Consider the following 21,135-nt stretch of genomic DNA (forward strand, 5'->3'; position numbering starts at 1 on the left):
CGGCAGCTGAGCCCGGTCTCAGGCGGGCCGCACCACATACGTGGCGCCCGCCTCGGCCGTGAAGGCCGTGACACCCGGCTCCGGCTGGGTCGTGGGGACGGGCGCGTCCCCCGAGGTCACCCGCACGGCCTTCGCCGTGCGCAGCCGCGCCGGACCCGCGACCCGGGCCCGCAGCCGCGCCTCGCTCAGCGCACCGCCCTGCCAGCTGACGTCCGCCTCGAAACCGCCCCGCGCCAGCAGGCCCCGCACACTGCCGTTCGGCAGGTTCGGCGGGAGGGCGGGCAGGAGGTGGAGCTCGTCGTGCTGGCTCTGGAGCAGCCATTCGGTCACTCCGGCGCAGGCGCCGAAGTTGCCGTCGATCTGGAACGGCGGGTGCAGGTCGAAGAGGTTGGGGGCGGTGCGCTCGGGGGTGAGCAGATCGGTGAGCAGCTTGTGGGAACGGTCCCCCTCCTGGAGCCGCGCCCAGAAGTTGATCTTCCAGGCGAGCGACCATCCGGTCCCCGCGTCGCCGCGCCGCACCAAGGAGGTGCGCGCCGCGGCGAAGAGGTCCGGGGTGCGCGTCCTGCTGATCTGGTTGCTCGGATGCAGCCCGTACAGATGGGAGACATGGCGGTGCTGCTGCTCGGGGGCGCCCGCGTCCCAGTCCTGCTGCCACTCCTGGAGCTGGCCCTGAGCGCCGACCTTCATGGGCGCGAGCCGTCCGCGCGCGGCGAGCACCTGGTCGCGGAAGCCGCCGTCGGTGCCGAGGACGTCGGCGGCCGAGGCCACGGCGCCGAACAGATCGCGCAGCAGCTGCATGTCCATCGTCGGCCCGGCGCACAGCGAGCCGCCGCCCCCGCCGTGGTGGGCGTTCTCCGGGGAGACGGAGGGGCAGGTGACCAGCGCGCCGGTGGTCGGGTCGGTCACCAGCGAGTCGAGGAAGAACTGGGCCGCGCCCTTGAGTACGGGGTAGCGCGCCCGCAGTTTCGCCGTGTCGCGGGTGTACCGGTAGTGCTCCCAGACGGCCATGGACAGCCAGGCGCCGCCCATGGGCCACATGCCCCAGAAGGCGCCGTCCACGGGCGCCGTGCCGCGCCAGGCGTCGGTGTTGTGGTGGGTGACCCAGCCGTTGGCGCCGTACTGGGTGCGCGCCGTCGACTGCCCGGCCACGGCCAGCTCGTCGAGCATGGCGAAGACCGGCTCCCAGCACTCCAGGAGGTTGGCGGGGGCGGCCGGCCAGTAGTTCATCTCCGTATTGATGTTGATGGTGTACTTCGAACCCCAGGGCGGGCCCGTCAGGTCGTTCCAGATGCCCTGGAGGTTGGCCGGCTGGGTGCCGGGGCGGGACGCGGCGATGAGCAGATAGCGGCCGTACTGGAAGTGCAGCTCGATCAGTTGCGGGTCGCCGCCGGAGGCGAAGCGGGCCACGCGTTCGTCGGTGGGCAGGGCCGCCGCGTCGCTGGTGCCCACGTCCAGTGAGGTACGGCGGAACAGCGCACGGTGGTCGTCGACATGGCGGCCGCGCAGCTGGCCGTGGGGGCGGCCGGCCGCCGGGTTGAGGTCCGCCGCCGCCTTGCCAGCCGCGTCACCGCCCGCGTTCTCCCAGTTCACATAGCTGGTGCCGATGGCGACCAGGACGGTGGCCGCGTCGGCTCCCCGGACGGTGACGGTCCCGCCCGCGCTGGTGGTGCTGCCGCCCTCGGCGAGCACCCGCACCAGGGCGCGGAACCGCACCGCGCCGTTCACCCCGCCCGTGGCGTCCCCGGTCCCGTCGAGCGCGGCGGTGAGCGGGTCCGGCGAGGACAGGGAGGTGTGCAGCGGGCTCTCGAACGTGGCGCCGAAGGACAGGGCGCCCTTCCTGGACGCGGAGAGCCGGACGACGATGACGCCGTCGGGAGCGCTGGCGAACGCCTCGCGGGTGAAGGTCACCCCGTCGCGGGTGTAGGTGGTGGTGGCGACCGCCGAGTCCAGGTCCAGCTCGCGCCGGTAGGCGGAGACCGTACCGGCCGTCGGCAGGGTCAGCAGGAGGCTGCCGACGGTCTGGTACTGGGCCTGACCGCCCGGCACGCCGAGGAAGTCGGAGTTGATGAGCGCCTCGGCCTCGGGCCACTTTCCGTCGAAGACGAGTTGCCGGATGCGGGGCAGGGCGGCGAGGCCCTTGCGGTTGTCGTATTCATGTGGTCCGCCCGCCCAGACGGTGTCCGCGTTGAGCTGAAGCCGCTCGGTCTCCGAACCGCCGAACACCATCGCGCCGAGCCGCCCGTTGCCCAGCGGCAGGGCGCTCAGCCAGTCGGCGGCGGGCTTGCGGTACCACAGCGCCAGCGGCCGGTCCGCCGCCTTGGGGCCGCCGGGCGCCGCGGCGTGGGCGGCCCCGGCGGGCAGTCCGGCGGCCGCGAGGCCGGTGGTGGTCGTGGCGGCGAGGGCCATGAAGTGTCGGCGCGGCACATCAGGGGTCACTGCGACTCCAGGAAAGGGGTGTCGGGGGTCTGCCTCGGTCCGTCCGGCCGTCCCGGCCGGGGTCTCCCGCGGTCCGGGTGGCGCGTCAGCGGGCGTGACTGGCCGCGGTGGTGCCCATGGCGTAGGTGATGCCGCCGAGGAGGTGCTGCCGGAAGGCGGGCTCGGCGTAGGACTCCTTGGTGTGGCCGAGGCCGGTGTAGAAGGCGCGGCCGCCCTTGTACTGCTGGTACCAGGAGATGGGGTGATCGCCGTTCATGGTGCCGCCGCTGTACGAGGACTCGTCCAGCGCGGCGAGTACGTGCACGGTGGCCGTACCGCGGGGGTTGGTGCGGTAGTTGTACCACTCGTCGGTGCGGACCCAGGTGTTCCCGAGGTGGGCCGTGGCCGGGTGGGCGTGGTCCTCGACCTTCACCGTGGCCTGCTGGATCGCCGGGTGCGACTGGAACCACGCACCGCACAGCCCGCCATAGAAGGGCCAGTCGTACTCGGTGTCGGCGGCCGCGTGCACCCCCGCGTAGCCGCCGCCCGCGGCGATATAGCCCTCGAAGGCCGTCTGCCGGGTGGTGTCGAGGACATCTCCGGTCGTGGACAGGAAGACCACCGCGGCGTACCGGGCGAGGTTGCCGGGGGTGAAGGCGGCGGCGTCCTCGGTGGCGTCGACGGTGAACCCGGCCTCGGAGCCCAGTTGCCGGACGGTGGCGATGCCGTCGGGGATGGAGTCGTGGCGGAAGCCCGCCGTCTTGGAGAACACCAGCACCCGGCCCGCTCTCGGCCGCTTGCGGACGGGGGTGGCCCACGCGGGGGCGCTCGCCGCGCCGGTGAGCAGGGCGGCACCGGCCGCGGCCTTGATCACGGAGCGGCGCGGGGCGGGGGTGGTGGCGGTGGCGGGCAGATCGGGACGTTTCCTGTGCACGGGGAACCTCCGGGAGAAGTGTGATTCTCAAAGGGGGTTGGGCACAGGCGCGCGCCGTCGCGCCTAGGGCGCCGCACGGATGCGAGCCATGGTGAGGGGAGGAGCCGCGTCCGTGGGCGTAAGGGGACCGTACCGAGTCGGCCCCACTTTGCAAAGCCCGTTGACAAAAACCCGTGTCCGGCCATTCGTTCACCGCCTCATGGGCGCGGGACGGCCCGCGAGCCGCGGGGTGAACGTGGCGTGGAAGATGGTCGACGCGGCGCCGACGGCGGCGGCCTCGCGGCTGAGCACGGACCGTTCGACATCGACGCGGCGCAGTCGTCTGGCCGTCGGGAAGTCGTTGACGATACGGGAGATCTCGGAGGTGTAGAGGTCGGCGACCCCATCGGTGAAGAACGGCCCGCCGAGCACCACCAGGTCGATGTCCAGCAGGTCCACCAGGGACAGGGCACCCCTGCCGATGGCCCCGGCGACCTGGCGCACGGCCTTCTCGGCGACCGGATCGCCGGCCCCGGCGGCCGCGCTCACCGCCCGGTGGGCCCCGCGCGGGTCGTGTGCGGCGCGCGGGCCGAGGGCCATGCCGAGCCGGGCGGCCGTCTCGGGGATGGACACCGGCGGATTGCACTCGGGCAGGATCTCCGGTCTGCCGTCCGCGTCGACCCGTTCCAGGGCGACGGCACACAGCTGACCGAACTCCCCCGCGTTGGCGCTGACTCCGCGGTGGATGTCGCCGTTGATGAACAGCCCGGCGCCGACCCCGGTGCCCAGGTACAGGTACACGAAGTCGCGGGCGCGCCGGTTGCGCCCGATCCACCGCTCGCCGATGGCCGCGGCCGAGGAGTCCTTCTCCATGACGATGGGACAGCGGAAGCGGTCCTTGAGCATGTACAGCAGCGGCACATCCCGCCACACCGACAGCAGCGGCGGGTCCAGGACGGTGCCGGAGGCCACGTCCACGGGGCCGGGGGTGGCCACGCCGATGCCGAGGAATCCCCCGGGCCGCACCGCGCCACCGGCGGCGGAGAGCACACCCCGGCCCAGCCGGGCGATGTGGTCCACGAGCTGGTCCGGGCTCGCGGTCTGCGCGACGGGTTCCGTACGGCTGCGCACGATGGCGCCGTCGAGGTCGACCACGACCGCCGTCAGCACCTCGGGGTCGACATGGATGCCCAGCGCGTGGCCGGCGTCGCCGCGCAGCCGCACCGGTGTGCGCGGTTTGCCGGAGGTGGCCTGCCGCCGGTCGTCCTCCACCAGGATGCCGCGGCGCAGCAGCGAGCGGGAGATCCGGGAGACCGACTGCTGGGTGAGGCCGGTGCGGTGCGAGATCTCGCCGCGGGTGATGGTCCCGGCCAGCCGTACCGCCTCGATGACCACGCATTCGTTGAAGGAGCCGAGGTCGATCTGGTTCGCGCCGCCCCAGGACTCCCGGCGCTGGTCGGTGTCGGCTCGGGAGGCGTCGGCGAAGTGGGTGGCGATGGGTTCCCGGAGCCAGCGCACGGGCTGCCGCTCGCGGGCGGTGCCGGGCCGGTCCGCGTAGCGGGTGAGGGCGGCGGCCAGGTCGAGGTAGACGCGGTGCGAGGACTCCGGGTGCCGGGTGGAGTCCAGCCCGACCACGGCCCGCAGGAAGGTGCGCCAGGTGGTGCGCACCGGAAGGGCGTGGTGCACCACCCCGCCCCGGGCGCACCGCTCGGCCTGCGGCCCGCCCTCCCCGGTGTCCCACAGGGTGATGGCGTGCAGGGAGGCGCCCGGGTGGCGGCGCCGGGCCTCGTCCAGATACCCGGTCAGCCGGTCCTGGCCGCGCCCCTCCCCCGGCGCCGGGGACGGCGGGACCTTCAGCGCGGCCTCCACGGCGGCGTCCACCGCGGCGATGACATCGGCGCCGGGCGAGGCGCCGCGGTGCCGCTCGTCGGCGGCCGGGCTGGTGCCGACGAGCAGCAGTGCCCGATGGGTGTCGAGGTACAGGCCGAGGACCCACACCTCGGCCTCCGGGAGCGGGGGCCGGGTGGGCACGACGGGGACGGTGGCGTTGCCGGGCGTGACCCGCCAGCGCTGGCGGATGGCGGCGACGGCCGCGTGGCTGTAGCCGAGTTCGCGGGCGACCGCGCGGGAGGCGCCGCTGCCGTCGGGCGCCAGGACCGTACGGGTGATGACCTCGGCCTCGTCGATGATGCTGGGCCGCCCGGGGCGGGGGCGCTCGCGCAGGCCCTCCATGCCGGAGGTGTCGAAGCGCTGCCGCCAGTGGCCCACGGTCTGCCGGGAGACCTCCAGCCGCCGGGCGATCTCTGCGTTGCGCAGCCCCTGGGAGGCGAGGAGGACGACAGCGGCGCGGGTGGCGCGCGGGCCGCCCTCCGCCACCCAGTTCCGGAGCAGCCTGTGGTCCTCCTCGGGCAGGCCCGCGGTGTCCTGGCGGGGCGGGTTCACGACGCCCCGCGCGCCAGCCGGAGGGTCAGGATCTGGAACGGGCGCAACTCGAGGTCCAGCACGCCGTCGGTGTGCGGCAGTTCGCCCGTGGGGTTCTCCAGGAGGTCGGTCACCTGCGCGCGTGCGACGGCGAAACCGGCGGCGAGGGAGGTGCGGACCCGGCCGCCCCTCGACTCGTAGAGCCGGACCACGACATCGCCGGAGCGGTCGTCGGCGAGCTTGACCGCCTCCACCACGACGGCCGGATCGCCCACCGCGACCAGCGGCGGTCCGGTGAGCCGGGTGGTGGCCGGGCGCAGCGGGAGGCCGAACGCGTAGCCCCCGGCCACGGCGTCGCCGATGTCGGCGCCGGGGCACAGCGCGTAGCGGAAGCGGTGGCGGCCCCGGTCGGCGTGCGGGTCGGGGCTGTGGGGGCCGCGCAGCAGGGTGAGCCGGAGGGTCGTGGTCGTTCCGCCGTCCTCGCGGGTGCGGCGGCCGACGTCGTGCCCGTAGGTGGAGTCGGTGAGCAGGGCCGCGCCCCAGCCGTGTTCGCCGACGTGGATCCAGCGGTGCGCCCATGCCTCGAAGCGGGCGGCGTCCCAGCTGGTGTTCTCGTGGGTGGGCCGCTCGACATGGCCGAACTGGATCTCGGACGCGGCGCGTTCGGCGTGTACGTCCAGGGGCCAGGCGGCCTTGAGGACGGTGTCCTCCTCCCGCCAGTCGATGTCCGTGTCCACCTCCAGGATCCGGCTGCCCGCGGCCAGGCCGAGGCGCTGCACGACCACGGACCGGCCGGTGGTGCGCTCCACGCGGACCCGGGCCAGCAGCGGACCCTCGTCCTCGAGCCGGACGGCGGTGGCGGTGTCCAGGTCGCGATGGGCGTCGCGGTACTGGGCGTCCAGGTTCCGGGCGCTGAAGCGCACCGGATCGTCGGGGTGGAGCTGGAGCAGGTTTCCGGCGCCACCGGGTGCGATGGCCTCTCTGCGGCAGGCGTGGTCGTAGGCGGACCGGACCAGCCCGTCGGCGTCGATACGCACCGTCAGCGCGCCGTTGTCCAGGACGTATCCGCCACCGTCCGCGGGACGGGCGGTGACCGTCGGCCGGTCGGCGGTGTCGGCGCTTCCGGTGCCGAGCGCGGCGGCGCCGAGCGCGGGGGCCTGGGCGAGTACGGCGTACCGGCCGTCGGAGAGCTTCTGCACCGGGCCGCCCGCGGCGGGCGGCTCATCGAGGGGTACGACCTCGCGCCGGGCGTGGGGGGCCGCGTTGAGGACGGCGAGCGGCTCCGCGGGGTCCGGGTGGCCGGCGGCCGCGGCCACGATCCGCTCCAGGCTTCGGTGGATGGCGCGGTAGGTCTGCTCGGCCTGCTGGTGGACCCAGGAGATGGAGATGCCGGGGAGTATGTCGTGGATCTGGTGGAGCAGCACCTGCTTCCACAGCGCGTCGAGCGTCTCGTACGGATAGGGCTCGCCGGTGCGGACGGCGGCGGTGGCCGCCCACAGCTCGGCCTCGCGCAGCAGGGCCTCGCCGCGCCGGTTGCCGCGCTTGGTGCGGGCCTGGCTGGTGTAGGTGCCGCGGTGGGGCTCCAAGTGCAGTTCACCGCGCCACACCGGCGCGTCGGGGTACTCCTCGCGGGCCTCGCGGAAGAAGTCCGACGGCGTCCCGACCCGGACCCGCGGGGAGCCTTCGAGGTCGGCCAGGCGGCGGGCCTTCTCCAGCATCTCGCGGGTGGGCCCTCCCCCGCCGTCACCGAAGCCGAAGGGGGCCAGCGAGCGGGTGGAGCCGCCCTTGTCGGCGTAACGGGCGACGGCGTGGGCCAGTTCGGCGCCGGACAGGGCGGCGTTGTCGTCCACGGGCGGGGAGTGGGTGAAGATCCGGGTGCCGTCGATCCCCTCCCACCAGAAGGTGTGGTGGGGCGGCCGGCCGGTCTCGTGCCACGACGGCTTCCGGGTGAGGAACCAGCGGGCGCCCGCGAGCGCGGCCAGCTGAGGGTAGGCCGCGGTGCAGCCGAAGGCGCCGGGCAGCCAGACGCCGTCGGTCTCCACGCCGAGCTCCTGGGAGAAGAAGCGGCGGCCGTGGACCAGTTGGCGCGCCAGTGCCTCGCCGCCGGGCAGATTGCCGTCGGCCTCGACCCACATGCCGCCCACCGGCGCCCAGTTGCCGTCGGCGACGGCCTTCTTGATCCGCTCGAAGACATACGGCTGGTGGTCGCGCATCCACGCGTAACTCTGCGCGGAGGAGCATGCGAAGACCAGCTCGGGATACTCCTCGGCCAGCGCGGCCACGCTGGAGAACGTCCGGGCGCACTTGCGCACGCTCTCGCGCGGCGGCCACAGCCACCCGGAGCCGATGTGGGCGTGTCCGACGGCGGCGATGGTGTGCGCGGAGTCATGGGCCCGCCGGTCCAGGAGCGGGCGCAGGATCTCGCGGGCGGCCGCGGCGCCCGCGGCGATACGGCGCGGGGGCACGCTGTCCACGGCCCGCTGGAGGGCGCGCAGGATCTCGTGTCTGCGCGGCAGCCCGAGGGGCAGTTCGCGCATCAGCTCGTCCAGCACCTCCATGTCGTGGAGGAGCTGCCAGATGTCCTCCTCGCGGACCACGAGGTCGGCGCGGCGCAGCCGGTACAGCTCCTCCTCGCCCGCGGTGAGCCGGTGGCCGTAGTGGGTGCCGATGCCGGTGGCTACCGCGATGGGCGGGTTGGCGGCGGCCTCGACCAGGAGGCACACGCTCTCGCCGCCGATGGCGCGGGGGGTCAGCGGCACCGAGCGGTTGTGGGGGTGCAGGCCCTGGAGCGGGGTGCCGTCGGCGGTGTGGACCAGGCCCTCGGCCTGGCCACCGGGGCCGTGGGAGAGGTCGAAGCCGAGGTCGAACAGGGCCTCGACCCGGCGGCCCGCCCAGCGCTCGGGAATGGTCGCGGTGGTCCGGAACCAGGTGGTCGACCAGGGGCCGCCCCAGCTGCCGCCGGTGATGAACGGGCGGTACTCGGCGCGCAGCGCGTCGGCCACCGGCACCGGCTCCCCGGGGATGTGCCAGGCGGCGACCTCCAGGGGGACGCGGTCGCTGTGGAGCGCCGGGCGCAGGCGCTCGGCGATGAACTTCGCGATGCGCTCTTCCACGGTGTGGCGGTCGTCGTGCATGGTCGGCCGTTCCTCCTGCTTACCTCCGGGAAAGTGCGCGTGACGTTTATGTAAAACCATGTGTGTTATCACGTCAACGCTTCGGCTGAAATACCGGAGCACGGCTTTGAACCGCCCCTTCGACCTGCTGTTTTACTCGGCAAAAGAAGCGGTTCGACGCTCTGTCAGGAGGAAAATAAGCGGCTTTCCATCGACTGTGTCAATAAAGAGAATTGACATCGGGGGCAGAAATGCGGCGGGGAGGAGTCGGCGTTCTCCTCCCCGCCGCGCGGGCCGTCCGGAGGGTCCCCTCGGGTCCTCCGGCGCGGCCCGGGCTCGTCCCGGCTCAGCCGGTGGTGAAGGTGAAGTCGTCCAGGTCGAAGAGGTTGCCCTGGCCGGTGACGCCCTTGAAGACGAGGTAGAGCGTGGTCGTCCCCGAGGGGGCGCCGCCGAGCGTGGCGCTCACGTCCTGGAAGTTCTCCCAGCCACCGGTGCCGGGCACGGTCGCGGTTCCCAGCAGCGTCCCGGTCGGGCTGCCCGCACGGACCTCGATGGTGCCGCCGGGCCCGCCGGAGGAGATGCGGGCCGTCAGCTTGGTGGCGTTGTCGAGGAGGTAGGGCTTGAAGGAGATCCAGTCACCGTTGTCGGTGAAGCCGACCGTCTTGCCGCCGTGCGCCGTGGAGTGGCTGGCCTGCTCGATGCCCTGGAAGGCGGTGTAGTGCTCGGCCTGACGGTGCTTGGGCTGGGCGACATGCTGGGTGTGGGTGGTCAGCGGGGGCTGGCCGCCCGCTCCCTTGTCGGTGTATTCGGCGTCGAAGACCCCGAAGATATTGGCGTTCTCGTCGTGTTCGCCGTCCGCCAGGGTCTGGAGGGTGCCCTCACAGCCGGTGGCGGAGGTGATCGGATGGGCATGGCTGTCGTGCCCGAGCAGGTGGGTGATCTTCACCTTGGAGCAGTCGACGGCCCCGTCCTCCGGATCGCTGACCTTGATCCGGTAGGGCACCTTGTCGCCGAAGGTGAACAGCCGGCCGTCACCGGGGAGTTCCAGGGTGACCGTCGGCGCCGTGTTGCCGACGGTGATGTGGACGCTCGCCGTGCCGGTCAGCCCGCCGGGATCCCTGGCGGTGAGGGTGGCGGTGTAGGTGCCGTTGGCGGTGTAGGTGTGCGCCGGATTGGCCTCGGTGGACTTCCCGCCGTCGCCGAAGTCCCAGCTGTAGCTGATGGCGTCGCCGTCGGGGTCACTGGAGCCCGCCGAGGAGAAGGCGACCCGCAGGGGCGCCTGCCCCGAGATCCGGTCGCCCGCCGCCTGGGCGACCGGGGCCCGGCCTCCGACCACGTTCTCGATGCGGTACAGCGCCGAGTTGGCGTCGCCCGCGCCCCATCCGGTGCCGTAGTCCAGGACGTACAGCGCGCCGTCCGGGCCGAAGGCCATGTCCATCACCTGGGTGCCGGTCCAGGGGAAGGCGTTGATGGAGGCGACCGTGCCGTCCGTGCCCTGGTCGATCCGCTTGATCCACTTGCGGCCGAACTCCCCGGCGAAGAAGTCGCCGTCGTACTCCTGCGGGAACTTCACCGGCGAGTTGAGGTTGGCGTCGTAGCGGTAGACCGGTCCGGCCATCGGGGATTCGGAGCCGGAGCCGAACTCGGGCACGGATCCGCCGTCGTAGGGGATCCAGGCCGGCTGGGCCGGGGGCAGATCGGTGATGCCGGTGTTGTTGGGCGAGGTGTTCTTCGGCGCGGCGCAGTTGAAGGCGGAGCCGGAGGCGCCGGTGGCGAAGTCGAAGTCGATGTACGGCTGGTTCTTGCCGACGCAGTAGGGCCAGCCGAAGTTGCCCGCCTTGGTGACCCGGGCGAACTCCACCATGCCCTGCGGGCCGCGGGTGGAGCTGGCGTTGCCCGCGTCGGGCCCGTAGTCACCCACGTACACCACACCGGTGGCCTTGTCGACGCTCATCCGGAACGGGTTGCGGAAGCCCATCGCGTAGATCTCGGGGCGCGTCCTGGCGGTGCCGGGGGCGAAGAGGTTGCCCGCCGGGATGTCGTACGACCCGTCCGCCTTGACCTTGATGCGCAGGATCTTGCCGCGCAGGTCGTTGGTGTTGCCCGCGCTGCGCTGGGCGTCGAAGGCCGGGTTGCGGCTCGCCCGCTCGTCGATGGGGGTGTAGCCGTCGGAGGCGAAGGGGTTGGAGTCGTCGCCGGTCGACAGGTACAGATTGCCCTGGGCGTCGAAGTCGATGTCGCCGCCGACGTGGCAGCACATACCGCGGGAGGTCTTGACCTCCAGCACCGTCTTCTCGCTGGCCCGGTCCAGGGTGCCGTCGGTCTTGAGCACGAAGCGGGAGAGCCGGTTGACGCCGTCGAACCTGGTGAAGTCCGCGGCCGTGCCGTTCTCCGGGGCGTCACCCGCGGGGGTGTTCAGCGGCGGTGCGTAGTAGAGGTAGATGAAGCGGTTGGCGCTGAAGCCCGGGTCGACCCCGACGCCCTGGAGCCCCTCCTCGTCATGGCTGTAGACGGGCAGGGTGCCGGCGACCTTGGTGGTGCCGGCGGCGTCGGTCAGCCGCAGGGTGCCATCGCGCGAGGTGTGCAGCACCGAGCGGTCGGGCAGCACGGCAAGCGACATCGGCTCGCCCGTCTCGGCCACTCCCTTGGCGAGGGTGACCTGCTGGAACACGGGGGCGGCGGCCTTGCGGCCGGGGTCGGGCTGAGCGTCCGCCGCCGGGGCCGTGAGCGTCAGGGTGGCTCCGGTGAGCAGCGTTCCGGCGAACAGCGCGAGGGATCTGCGCAGTCTCAGGCGTTTCCTGTGCACGGAAGTCCTCCGTATGCGGTGGGGGATACTCGCGGACGTGCTGAGCACAGGCGCGCGCCGCCGCGCCGCGGTACGGGCCTTCGGCAGGGTGGAGGGGACCCTTGTGCCCGTACTCGACCCCGCCCCTGGCCGCGCCCCGCCAACGTGGACAACTCGTTGACGAAGGGCGCGGGTTCGGGACGGAAACAGGGGGTGCCGCCCGGGAGCGGGGTGCTCTCCTGGGTGGCGTGGTGAAGGCCGGGGCGAAGGGCCGTCCCGTGCCCCGGTGGCGGATCCGCGCGTGCCGGTGACCGGCCCGGCCCTCGGTGGCGGCGTTCGGTCTCATGGCCTCTGCACGCTTCCGTCGACGGTCCGCAGCAGGGCCCAGCGGTCATGGGCCAGGGGCTCGGGCACCGGATACCGGCGCGCGGCGATCTCATCGAAGTCGACGCCGAGCCCCGGGGTCTCATGGGGCTCCATCGCCCCCAGGTGCGGCACGATCGTCCCGGGGAAGACCTCATGAACCGGTTCGCGGAAGGTCGCCGCCTCCTGGACGCCGAAGGCGGGGCTGGAGATGTCCAGGGCGATGGTGGCCGCCTGTGCGAGCGGGCTGACATCGCCCGGCCCGTGCGGGGCGAGCCGGACGCCGTACAGCTCACAGGCGGCGGCCAGCTTACGGGCCGGGGTGAGGCCGCCGATCGTGGGGATCCGGATCCGCGCGAAGTCGATCACCGGTCCTGCCAGCAGCGGCAGGAACTGGGTGACATCGCTGAACAGCTCGCCCATCGCGAGCGGGACCGGGGACGCGGCGCGCAGCCGGGCGAAGTGCGCGGCGTCCTCCGGGGCGAGCACGTCCTCCACGAAGTACAGCCCGGCGTCCGCCACCCGGCGCAGGAACTCCCCGGCCTGACGCGGATCGAGGCGCTCATGCGCGTCATGCAGCAACTCGACGTCGTCGCCGACCAGTTCGCGGGTGCGGCACAGCACCGGGGGCACCCCGCGCAGATAGGCGGCGCTGTCCCAGCGGCCGGAGCGCTCATGGCGGGCCCGCGCCTCCGCGGCACCGGACGGCGCCGCGCCGTAGGTGTCGGAGCCGGGGACGGCGGACTGGATCCGGACGTGTCCGAAGCCCCGCTCGCGCGCGGCGGCCACCTTGTCGGCGAGCTCCTCGGCGTCCCGGCCGTCCACATGGGTGTAGGCGGTGGCGCGGTGCCGGAAGCGGCCGCCGAGGAGTGCGTGGAGCGGGGCGCCGAGCCGCTTGGCCTTGAGGTCCCACAGGGCGACGTCGATACCGCCGAGGGCGTTGCCGGTGATCGAACCGCCGCGCCAGTAGGCGCTGTTGAGGATCAGACGGTGCAGGTCCTCGATGTCGCCGGGGTCGCGGCCGCGCAGCAGCGGTGCGAGATAGTCGTCGATCACGCTGCGGACGGCCAGTGTGCGCTGGGGGTCGCTGGCGCATCCGAGGCCGTACAGCCCGGGGTCGTTGGTCTCGACCCGCACGATGAGGTGCGGGCAGCCCTGCGGTGCCGTCAGGAAGGTGCGTACGGCGGTGATGCGGAGCCTGTCACCGCGCTCCTCCACCCAGGGGGCCTGGGCCAGCGGGAGGTGCGGCTCATGGGGTGCGGACATGCGCTCCCATTCCAGTAGCCGAATGGCGATCGTCCATTCGAACGTAAAGAGGGTTCAGGAGCGGTGTCAATGACCGTGCCGGGATACGGACCGGGACAGGGGCCGGCCCAGGGGCGTGCGACGGGCGCGGGGCTCAGTGCTCGCCGAGGCGCCTCAGCAGGGTCCGCAACGAGTGGGCGGCCTCGGTGACTTGGGCGGCGATCTCGCTCAGCCGGGCATCGTCCATCCGGATACGGGGCGCCGAGCAGCTGATCGCGTCGCCCCCGCCGTGCCCGGTGCCGAGCGGGACGGCCACACAGCGGATGTCCACCGAACTCTCGCCCTCGTCCACCGCCCAGCCGCGCTTACGGCTCTCGGCGAGCTGGGCGAGCAGCTCGTCCGGGTCGGTGACGGTGCTCGGGGTGAGGGCCGGCAACGGCCAGTTGAGCCTGCGCTGCACCTCCGCCTCGTCGTACTGGGACAGGATCGCCTTGCCGAGCGCGGTGGCATGCGCCGGGAGCCGGCGGCCAACCGCCGAGTACATCCGCAGGGCATGCCGGGATTCGCGTTTGGCCAGGTAGACGACGTCGGTATCGTCCAGCCGCCCGATGTGGACGGCCTCGCCCGTCTCCTCGGCCAGCAGGTCGAGCACGGGGCCCGCGATCCCGGCGAGGTCATCGCTCTCCAGATAGGCCGTGCCGGTCAGCAGCGCCTTGAGACCGAGGCTGTACAGCGTTCCCGAGGGGTCCGTCTCCACCCAGCGGCGGGACTCCATGGTGCGCAACACGGCGTGCAGGCTGCTCTTGGGCACGGCCAGGGTGCTCGCCATGTCCGCGAGCGAGAGCCGGGCGCCCTCGGCACCCAGGAGTTCGAGCACTTCCAGGACGCGCGCCGCGGACTTGACGTCCTCGTGACGCCGGATCCGCGCTGCTCCCGACACCGATTCCACGCCAGCCTCCGCTCCCCGGCCCGGCGCCCCGCTGGCCCCGGTCCCCGACAACTTACGTAGCTCGTCTTGACGCTATATCACGGTAAGCCTATGTTCCGTTACTCCAACGCCATTCGGTCTTCTGAACGCTTAGGTGCGAGGCGGGGGCTCGTATGCATACCAGTTATCCTGTTTCTCCTTTCTCGGGAAGTTCCTCCCCGCCTCCTTCGGGACGTTCCTCCCCACCGCGGCGGCGCGCCCGGCTCGCGGCGCTCGGTCTCGCCGCCGTGCTCTCGGCCTCGGCGCTGAGCGGCTGCGGCAGCGCGTCGGGGGCCGACTCATCGGCCCTGACGATGTGGACGTTCAAGCAGTCGCATGTAGCGGGGTTGCGCGCCGCCGCCGCGGAGTTCGAGCGGAAGACCGGTATCCAGGTCGCGATCCAGGCGTACACCCCCGAGGACGCCTACAGCATCAAGGTCCAGAGCTCGGCCATGACGGGCGATCTGCCGGATGTCTTCGAAGTCCACTCCGACGGCGAGGACTTCGTCTACGGGGCCGCGGGCATCGTCGAGGACCTGCGCGGCCAGATCCCGGCGAGCTGGAACAACCGCTTCAACCCGGCCGTGCGCCAGTCCGGCACGGTCACCCAGGACAAGTACGACCAGTCGCTGCCGGTGACCTCCACGAGCCATGGGGCGAAGAAGGGCGCGCGCTACAGCCTGCCGTTCACCATCGGCACCTTCGGGATCGTCTACGCCAACAAGGCCAAGCTGGCCGCCGCCGGGATCACCCGGCCCCCCGCCACCTGGGAGGAGTTCATCGCCGATCTGAAGAAGACGAAGGCGAAGGAGCCGCGGACCGGCGGGCTGAGCCTGGGCCTCAAGGTGCCGTCGACCGGCCTGAACTGGATCGGCCAGCCGCTCGCCTTCGCCCAGCTCGGCAAGGACGGCTACGAGGCCCTGTACGGCCGGGAGAAGTCCGCCGACTGGGGCTCGCCGAACGGCACCGAGGTCCTCACGGCGTACGACCAGCTGACCCCGTACTGGATGCCCGGCACCCAGACCCTCACCATCGACGACGCCGACCAGGCATTCGCCCAGGGCAAGTCGGCCTTCGACGTCGGCGGCACCTTCACCCTGGCCTTTCTCCAGGAGGCCGGGATGAAGGCCGACGACATCCTCGCCTTCGGCCTGCCCGCGCCCGCGCGGGGCACCGTCAAGGACCTCGCACTCGGCCCGATCGCGCTGACCGGCCTCGCCCTGAACGGTTCGAGCCCCCGCGAGGACCAGGCCAAAAGATGGATGCGGTTCCTCTCCGAACCGGACATCGCCGCCAGGTTCTCCAAGGCCGCCTCCGATCTGTCCGCGACCGAACTGGGCGCCGAGGCCGCCGATGTCCTCGGCCCGAACCTCGCCCGGCTGATGGAGACGTTCAAGGGCACCCCGGAGAACACCTACAACCCGTACGACACCAGCTTCCGGCCCCCGACGCTCGACATGGACGAGGCGGGCGCGCCCCTCATCGACATGTCTCCCCTGCGCCAGACCGACCCCGCCCGAACCGGCCTCCGGCTGCGCAGACTCCTCGAGTCCTACTGGAAGGCGGCGAAGTGACGGCCGTCGGCACACCTCCCGCCTCCGCGCCCCGGGCCGCCGCCGCGGCCACCCGGCGCTCCCGCCGCACGACGGCGCCCGGCGGCCGGGGACGCGAAGCCCTCACCGGCTATCTGTTCATCGCCCCCGCGGTGATCCTCTTCGCCGTGATGGGCCTGTACACCGTGGGCTACGGCTTTCTGCTCGGCTTCGCCCGCTGGAACGGCTTCGCCCCGCACTGGGACTGGGTGGGCCTGGACAACTACGCCGATCTGCTGTGGCGCGACCCGGTCTACGCGCCGCGGGTGCGCGAGGCGGCCGTCAACACCCTGTACGTCATGATCGCCGTGCCCGTGCTCACGATCGCCGTGTCCTTCCCGCTGGCCGTCGCCCTGGACAGGGTCAAGCGGGCGCAGGCGGTGCTGCGTTCGGTCTACTTCCTGCCGTACGTCACCTCCGGCATCGCCGTGTTCTACGCCTGGCAGTACATCCTCCAGCCGGACGGCGCGGTCAACTATCTGCTGGGCGTCCTGGGGCTCGGCTCCTTGCAGGAGCCGCAGGGCTTTCTCGGCAACCCCGCCACCGCCCTGCCCACCATGATCGTGGTGACCGTGTGGACCGAGGTCCCGGTGGCGATGCTGATGTATCTGACCGGGCTCCAGACCATCGACCGCGGTCTGCTGGAGGCGGCCGAACTGGACGGCGCTGGCTGGTGGCGCGTCCAGGCAGCGGTGGTCTGGCCGCTGCTGCGCCCCATCACCGCCATCGTCGTGCTGCTCACCCTCCGATCCGCCCTGCACGGATTCCAGACCTTCCTGATCATGACGAACGGCGGCCCCGGCACCCATACCAACGTCCTCGGCCTGGAGACGTACCGGCTGGCCTTCCTCTCCAAGTTCGCCCCCACCCTCGGCCTCGCCAGCGCCCTGGGCTGGCTGCTCTTCGCCGTCGCCATCCTGCTGGCCCTGATCAACCTGCGAGCACTGCGGAGCCGCGTATGACGACCCTCCCCGCCCCGGCCCCTTCGGCCACGGGCGCCAAGCCCCCCGCCACCGCCCGCCGGATCGGCGCCCGCGTCCTGATCGGTGTGCCGCTGGCCGCGTACGCCCTGGTGAGCCTGTATCCGTTCCTGTGGATGGTGTCGGGCGCCTTCAAGGACCAGTTCGAGGTGGTGCGCGGCGGCCATCTCATCCCCGAGCACCCCACGCTGCACACCCTCACCGACACCTGGAACCGGCTGCACTTCTTCGACTACTTCCTGAACAGCCTCAAGGTCACCGCCCTGACCGTGGTGCTGACACTGCTGATCTACGCCGCCGCCGGATACGCCTTCGCGGTGCTGCGCTTCCCGGGCCGCGACTGGCTGTACCGCCTCTTCGTGGCGCTGCTGTTCGTCCCCGGTGTGACGGTGCTGCTGCCGATCATCCTGCTGGAGCACAACCTCGGCGTCCTCGGCACGCATTACGGTCTCGTCCTGCCGTTCGTCAACGGCACCGCGCCGCTTTCGGTGATGCTGCTGACCGGCGCCTTCAGGGCCGTTCCCAAGGAGCTGCGGGACTCGGCCAGGGTCGACGGGGCAGGGGAGGCGCATATCTTCGCCCGCGTCCATCTGCCGCTCGCCCGGCCCGCGCTGATCACCGTGGCGCTGCTGACGGCGATCCCGACCTGGAACGAGTATCTGCTCACCAAGGTCTCGCTCAACGACGAGTCCGCGTACACGCTCTCCCTCGGCCTTCAGCAGCTCTCCGCGCAGAACGTGCCCCACTACAACAACCTCATGGCCGGAGCCCTGATCGTGGTGATCCCCGTGATCCTGCTCTTCCTCGCACTTCAGCGGTACTTCGTGAACGGACTCGTCGGGGCGGTGAAGGGATGACCCACGTTCTGGTGACCGGCGCCGCGGGCCATATCGGGCGCCTGGTGGTCGACGACCTGCTGAGCCACGGCCACCGTGTGACCGCCACCGACCGGAACCCCGTCCACGACCCGCGCCTGGCACGGAGCCTGGCCGGGGACCTGCGCGACCGCGAGCTGGTGCGGGAGGCCCTGCGCGGAGTGGAGGCGCTCGTCCACCTCGCGGCGATCCCGCACCCCGACACCCGCGATCCGGCGGGCCAGTTCACCGCCAACTGCCACACCGCCTTCCTGGCGCTGGACGAGGCCGGGCGCGCCGGGGTGCGCCGGGTGGTGGCCGCCTCCAGCATCGGCGCGCTGGGACTTGCGTGGTCCGCCCACCCGCGCTCACCCGGCCATGTGCCGGTCGACGAGTCGCACCCCACGCTCGCCGAGGACCCGTACGGGCTCTCCAAGCTGGTCCTCGAGCAGGTCGCCGAGGGCACCCACCGGCGGTGGGGCATCGACACCATCTGTCTGCGCTTCCCCTTCACCGGCACCGGCCCGCGGCTGACCCGCCAACTGGCCGCCGTACGCGCGGATCCCGGCCACCACGCGAGCGACCTGTGGGGGTGGCTGGACACCCGCGACGCCGCCACCGCGATACGAGCCGCGCTCGCCGCCGAGACGCACGGCAGCCATGTGCTGTACGTGGCGGCCCCCGACACCTCATCGGACATCCCCACCGCCGAACTGCTCGCCCGCTACCACCCGACCGCCGACATCGTCGCGCCACTGTCCCGCTTCGCGGGGCTGTACGACACCTCGCGCTGCGCCCGGCTGCTGGGCTTCACCCCCGCCCACCGCTGGCGTACCACCGACGCCGTCACCGAGGGTCCCCGCTGACGGGGCTCCACGGTGCTCCTCCCCCATGGAAGGAACGTGAGATGGCACAGAGCCCCGGCACCACCCGCCGGACCTTTCTGACCCGCACGGCCGCGGGCGCCCTGGGCGCCGGCGCACTCGCCGCCGCGGGCGGCCGGGCGGCCGCCGCCGCGCCCGCCGGCTCCGGGTCACCCGCCACCGCCCGGCTCGCACCCTCGCCGGACGTGCACATCTTCTACTACCCCTGGTACGGCAGCCCGCAGGTCAACGGCTCATGGCGCCACTGGGAGCAGGGCGGCCTCACCCCGCCCGACCGGATCGGCTCCGACTTCTACCCGGCGGCCGGCGCCTACGACTCCGGGGACCGCGCCGTGGTCGACCGCCATATGGGCTGGATGGCCCAGGCCCGTACCGGGGTGCTGGTCACCAGCTGGTGGGGGCGGGGCGGTTACGAGGATCAGCGGGTGCCGCTGATCCTGGACGCGGCGGCGGCCCGCGGGCTGAAGGTGGCCTGGCACATCGAGCCGTACGCGGGCCGCACCGCGCAGTCCGTGGTGGACGACATCGGCTATCTCATCCAGCGGTACGGCGGCCACCCCGCCTTCTACCGGGACACCGCACACGGCGACCGCGGCGCGTACTACGTCTTCGAATCCCTGCGGATCGTCGACTGGACCCCGCTGGACCAGGTGGCCGACCGCGCCATCGTGCTCGCCCAGACCACGGATGTGTCGAAGGTCGCGCACTTCGGCGGCATGTACACCTACGACGCCATCGCGGCCGGCAACAATCCGCAGTGGGCCGGCCCGGCCGCGTACTGCCGCGACCACGGCATGGTCTGGGCACCCTCCATCGGCCCCGGCTACATCGACGACCGCGCCGTGCCCGGCAACACCACGCCCACCCTGGAGCGCGACAACGGCGCCACCTACGACCTGGAGTGGAACAACGCCCTCTCCCCGGCCAACGGGGGCCCGCCCACCTGGGTCTCGATCACCTCGTTCAACGAGTGGCACGAGGGCAGCCAGATCGAGCCCGCCACCGCCACCCCGCCCACGGCGCTGAGCTACCGGACCTATGGCGGGGCGTACGGGAGGACGGGCCGCGAGGCCGAGACGGCGTATGTCGACCGCACCGCGTACTGGGTGGGCCGCTTCGAGGCGGCGCGCCGCCGCTGAGCCGTTGCCGGGCCCGCGCCGAGCCGTCGTCGGGCCGTCGGGCCCGGGGGCGCCCCCGGGCACTCGCTGCGCGGGTGGACCCGCCGGGCGGACCCGGTCGGCGGGTCCGCCCGGCACATCCGCTAGGCGACCGGCCTGGTGGGCCGGTTGGGGGTCAGCGCGATCTCCTTCTTGAGCATCCGGCCGCCGTCACCGGTGAGGCGGAGGTAGTAGTCCGAGGAGCAGACGGTCCCGTCCTCGTCCAGCGCCCAGATCCCCGAACCGGCCGGGACCATCGAGGCGTTCTCCGCCGTCTTGGCTATCTGATTGCCCTCGTTGTACTCGTCGAACATGGAGATGTAGATGCCCTGTGCGCCCACCCGCACCATGTTGTAGAACTGCCGCCACATGAAGTCGCCGTGCGCGCGCTGCCGCGACTGGGTGTCCCCGGGGAGCACACACGGCTGGTAGTCGACCCCGTTGGCATTGCAGTCGGCCTGGTCCGGGGTGTTGACATTGGTGAAGAAGCGGTCGGTGTCGGCGATGTTGCCGATCCGTCCCACCATCCACGGCGACAGCATGTTGAAGGCGTGGTAGACGCCGATGTAGCCGGGGCGTGAGTCCTCGTTGCCGGAGCGCCAGTGGGTGGGGACCCCGCCCATCACATAACACCCCTGCGACTTGAACCAGTTGACGACGTCCAGGCAGTCCGCGGCCGACCAGGGCTTGTTGCCCTCGTTGAAGCCGAAGCCCCAGATGCCCACCACCGGCTTGCCGTTCTGTCTGGCGTAGGCGGAGGACGAGGTGTGGGCCTTCATCTTGTTGGTCCAGTCCTGCTTCATCTGGCCCTTCATGTCGAGCCAGCCGGTGGCGTCGTACATGATGTAGAACTTCCGGCCGTACTTCTCCGCCGCCGAGCGGACCTTGGTGGCCATGGCGTCGCGCGTCGGCCCCTCCGGGCTGAAGGGGTTGAAGCGCTGGAGGGCGGCGGTGTCGATGTTGTACTGCTGCATCCAGCGGAAGTGGGTGTCCACGGTCTGCTGGTCGTAGGAGGAGAACAGGTTGGCCGGCTGGCCATTGTTGAGGTTGTTGTAGTCGGTTTTGTAGCCCTTGGTGTAATCGCGCATATCCGGCCAGCTGTGGATGCCCGTGTTGCTCGGCGACGGCGGCTGGGACATATTGGCGGCCCAGTGCCACCAGCCGTTGATCGGGGCGCCATCACCCGCACAGGCGAACCAGCCCTGATAGCCGACGGTGATCTTGCCGACGACGTCTCCGGGCGGACTGGCCGCGGTGGCGGTGCCCGTCGTCAGCCTGGCGGCGCCCAGCGCGCCGAGCGCCGTGGCGCCGAGTGCGGAACCGATGAGATGGCGGCGTGAAATACCCATGGGGGCCTGCCTTTCCGGCAGTGAGCGGCTTGTGTGGGGTGCTCGCTGCGGCGGAGCGTAATATCGCATTAACGATTCCGCAATTTAATTGACGAAA

The 21,135-nt window shown here is 72.0% G+C and carries 12 protein-coding genes and 1 pseudogene; 5 read left to right on the forward strand and 8 right to left on the reverse strand.

The window, feature by feature from the left end:
* Positions 1-18 precede the first annotated feature (18 nt).
* The 7 genes and pseudogenes from AB0E24_RS25110 to AB0E24_RS25140 form a co-directional block, all read right to left on the reverse strand.
* The gene (locus AB0E24_RS25110; protein ID WP_435865320.1) at positions 19-2,406 is read right to left on the reverse strand and encodes a glycoside hydrolase family 95 protein; all 2,388 of its coding nucleotides are present in this window, start codon (positions 2,404-2,406) and stop codon (positions 19-21) included.
* 130 nt (positions 2,407-2,536) lie between these two features.
* Positions 2,537-3,289, reverse strand: a pseudogene (locus AB0E24_RS25115) (ThuA domain-containing protein); the annotation flags it as partial.
* Positions 3,290-3,538: 249 nt separating this feature from the next.
* On the reverse strand, positions 3,539-5,770 hold the full coding sequence (locus AB0E24_RS25120; RefSeq protein ID WP_232564337.1) for an ROK family protein: 2,232 nt from the start codon (positions 5,768-5,770) through the stop codon (positions 3,539-3,541).
* Positions 5,767-8,883, reverse strand: a complete 3,117-nt coding sequence (locus tag AB0E24_RS25125) for an alpha-mannosidase (protein ID WP_359380102.1) — start codon at positions 8,881-8,883, stop codon at positions 5,767-5,769. The genes AB0E24_RS25120 and AB0E24_RS25125 overlap by 4 nt, the downstream gene beginning before the upstream one ends.
* A 325-nt stretch (positions 8,884-9,208) precedes the next feature.
* A complete protein-coding gene (locus tag AB0E24_RS25130; protein ID WP_206331683.1) occupies positions 9,209-11,668 on the reverse strand; it encodes a PQQ-dependent sugar dehydrogenase in 2,460 nt (819 codons plus the stop codon).
* Positions 11,669-11,989: 321 nt separating this feature from the next.
* Positions 11,990-13,276, reverse strand: a complete 1,287-nt coding sequence (locus AB0E24_RS25135; RefSeq protein ID WP_359380106.1) for an enolase C-terminal domain-like protein — start codon at positions 13,274-13,276, stop codon at positions 11,990-11,992.
* A 133-nt stretch (positions 13,277-13,409) separates the two neighbouring features.
* Positions 13,410-14,204 (reverse strand): IclR family transcriptional regulator, encoded by a 795-nt coding sequence (locus AB0E24_RS25140; protein WP_359380108.1) that lies wholly within the window; start codon positions 14,202-14,204, stop codon positions 13,410-13,412.
* 266 nt (positions 14,205-14,470) lie between these two features.
* Here AB0E24_RS25140 and AB0E24_RS25145 point away from each other — a divergent pair, with 266 nt between their 5' ends.
* The 5 genes from AB0E24_RS25145 to AB0E24_RS25165 are packed head-to-tail and all read left to right on the forward strand — an operon-like array spanning position 14,471 to position 19,671.
* Positions 14,471-15,796 (forward strand): ABC transporter substrate-binding protein, encoded by a 1,326-nt coding sequence (locus AB0E24_RS25145; RefSeq protein ID WP_359380111.1) that lies wholly within the window; start codon positions 14,471-14,473, stop codon positions 15,794-15,796.
* On the forward strand, positions 15,793-16,776 hold the full coding sequence (locus tag AB0E24_RS25150; RefSeq protein ID WP_359380114.1) for a carbohydrate ABC transporter permease: 984 nt from the start codon (positions 15,793-15,795) through the stop codon (positions 16,774-16,776). The genes AB0E24_RS25145 and AB0E24_RS25150 overlap by 4 nt, the downstream gene beginning before the upstream one ends.
* Positions 16,773-17,651, forward strand: a complete 879-nt coding sequence (locus tag AB0E24_RS25155) for a carbohydrate ABC transporter permease (RefSeq protein ID WP_102933827.1) — start codon at positions 16,773-16,775, stop codon at positions 17,649-17,651. The genes AB0E24_RS25150 and AB0E24_RS25155 overlap by 4 nt, the downstream gene beginning before the upstream one ends.
* Complete coding sequence (locus tag AB0E24_RS25160; protein WP_359380119.1) at positions 17,648-18,514, forward strand: NAD-dependent epimerase/dehydratase family protein; 867 nt, start codon at positions 17,648-17,650, stop codon at positions 18,512-18,514. The genes AB0E24_RS25155 and AB0E24_RS25160 overlap by 4 nt, the downstream gene beginning before the upstream one ends.
* A gap of 41 nt (positions 18,515-18,555) precedes the next feature.
* Positions 18,556-19,671, forward strand: a complete 1,116-nt coding sequence (locus AB0E24_RS25165; RefSeq protein ID WP_206331687.1) for a glycoside hydrolase family 99 protein — start codon at positions 18,556-18,558, stop codon at positions 19,669-19,671.
* A gap of 122 nt (positions 19,672-19,793) precedes the next feature.
* On the opposite strand, the gene AB0E24_RS25170 is transcribed toward AB0E24_RS25165, so the two are convergent.
* Positions 19,794-21,038, reverse strand: a complete 1,245-nt coding sequence (locus tag AB0E24_RS25170; RefSeq protein WP_435865316.1) for a glycoside hydrolase family 99 protein — start codon at positions 21,036-21,038, stop codon at positions 19,794-19,796.
* Positions 21,039-21,135: the final 97 nt, after the last annotated feature.

Origin of the sequence: Streptomyces malaysiensis subsp. malaysiensis, assembly GCF_040653035.1 — a bacterium.
GTDB lineage: Bacteria > Actinomycetota > Actinomycetes > Streptomycetales > Streptomycetaceae > Streptomyces > Streptomyces malaysiensis.

What these genes read in the sequence shown, in the direction of transcription:
- AB0E24_RS25110 (WP_435865320.1), bottom strand. Translation starts at nt 2,406, where the DNA reads ATGGCCCTCGCCGCCACGACCACCACCGGCCTCGCGGCCGCCGGACTG.
- AB0E24_RS25125 (WP_359380102.1), bottom strand. Translation starts at nt 8,883, where the DNA reads ATGCACGACGACCGCCACACCGTGGAAGAGCGCATCGCGAAGTTCATC.
- AB0E24_RS25135 (WP_359380106.1), bottom strand. Translation starts at nt 13,276, where the DNA reads ATGTCCGCACCCCATGAGCCGCACCTCCCGCTGGCCCAGGCCCCCTGG.
- AB0E24_RS25155 (WP_102933827.1), top strand. Translation starts at nt 16,773, where the DNA reads ATGACGACCCTCCCCGCCCCGGCCCCTTCGGCCACGGGCGCCAAGCCC.
- AB0E24_RS25160 (WP_359380119.1), top strand. Translation starts at nt 17,648, where the DNA reads ATGACCCACGTTCTGGTGACCGGCGCCGCGGGCCATATCGGGCGCCTG.
- AB0E24_RS25165 (WP_206331687.1), top strand. Translation starts at nt 18,556, where the DNA reads ATGGCACAGAGCCCCGGCACCACCCGCCGGACCTTTCTGACCCGCACG.
- AB0E24_RS25170 (WP_435865316.1), bottom strand. Translation starts at nt 21,038, where the DNA reads ATGGGTATTTCACGCCGCCATCTCATCGGTTCCGCACTCGGCGCCACG.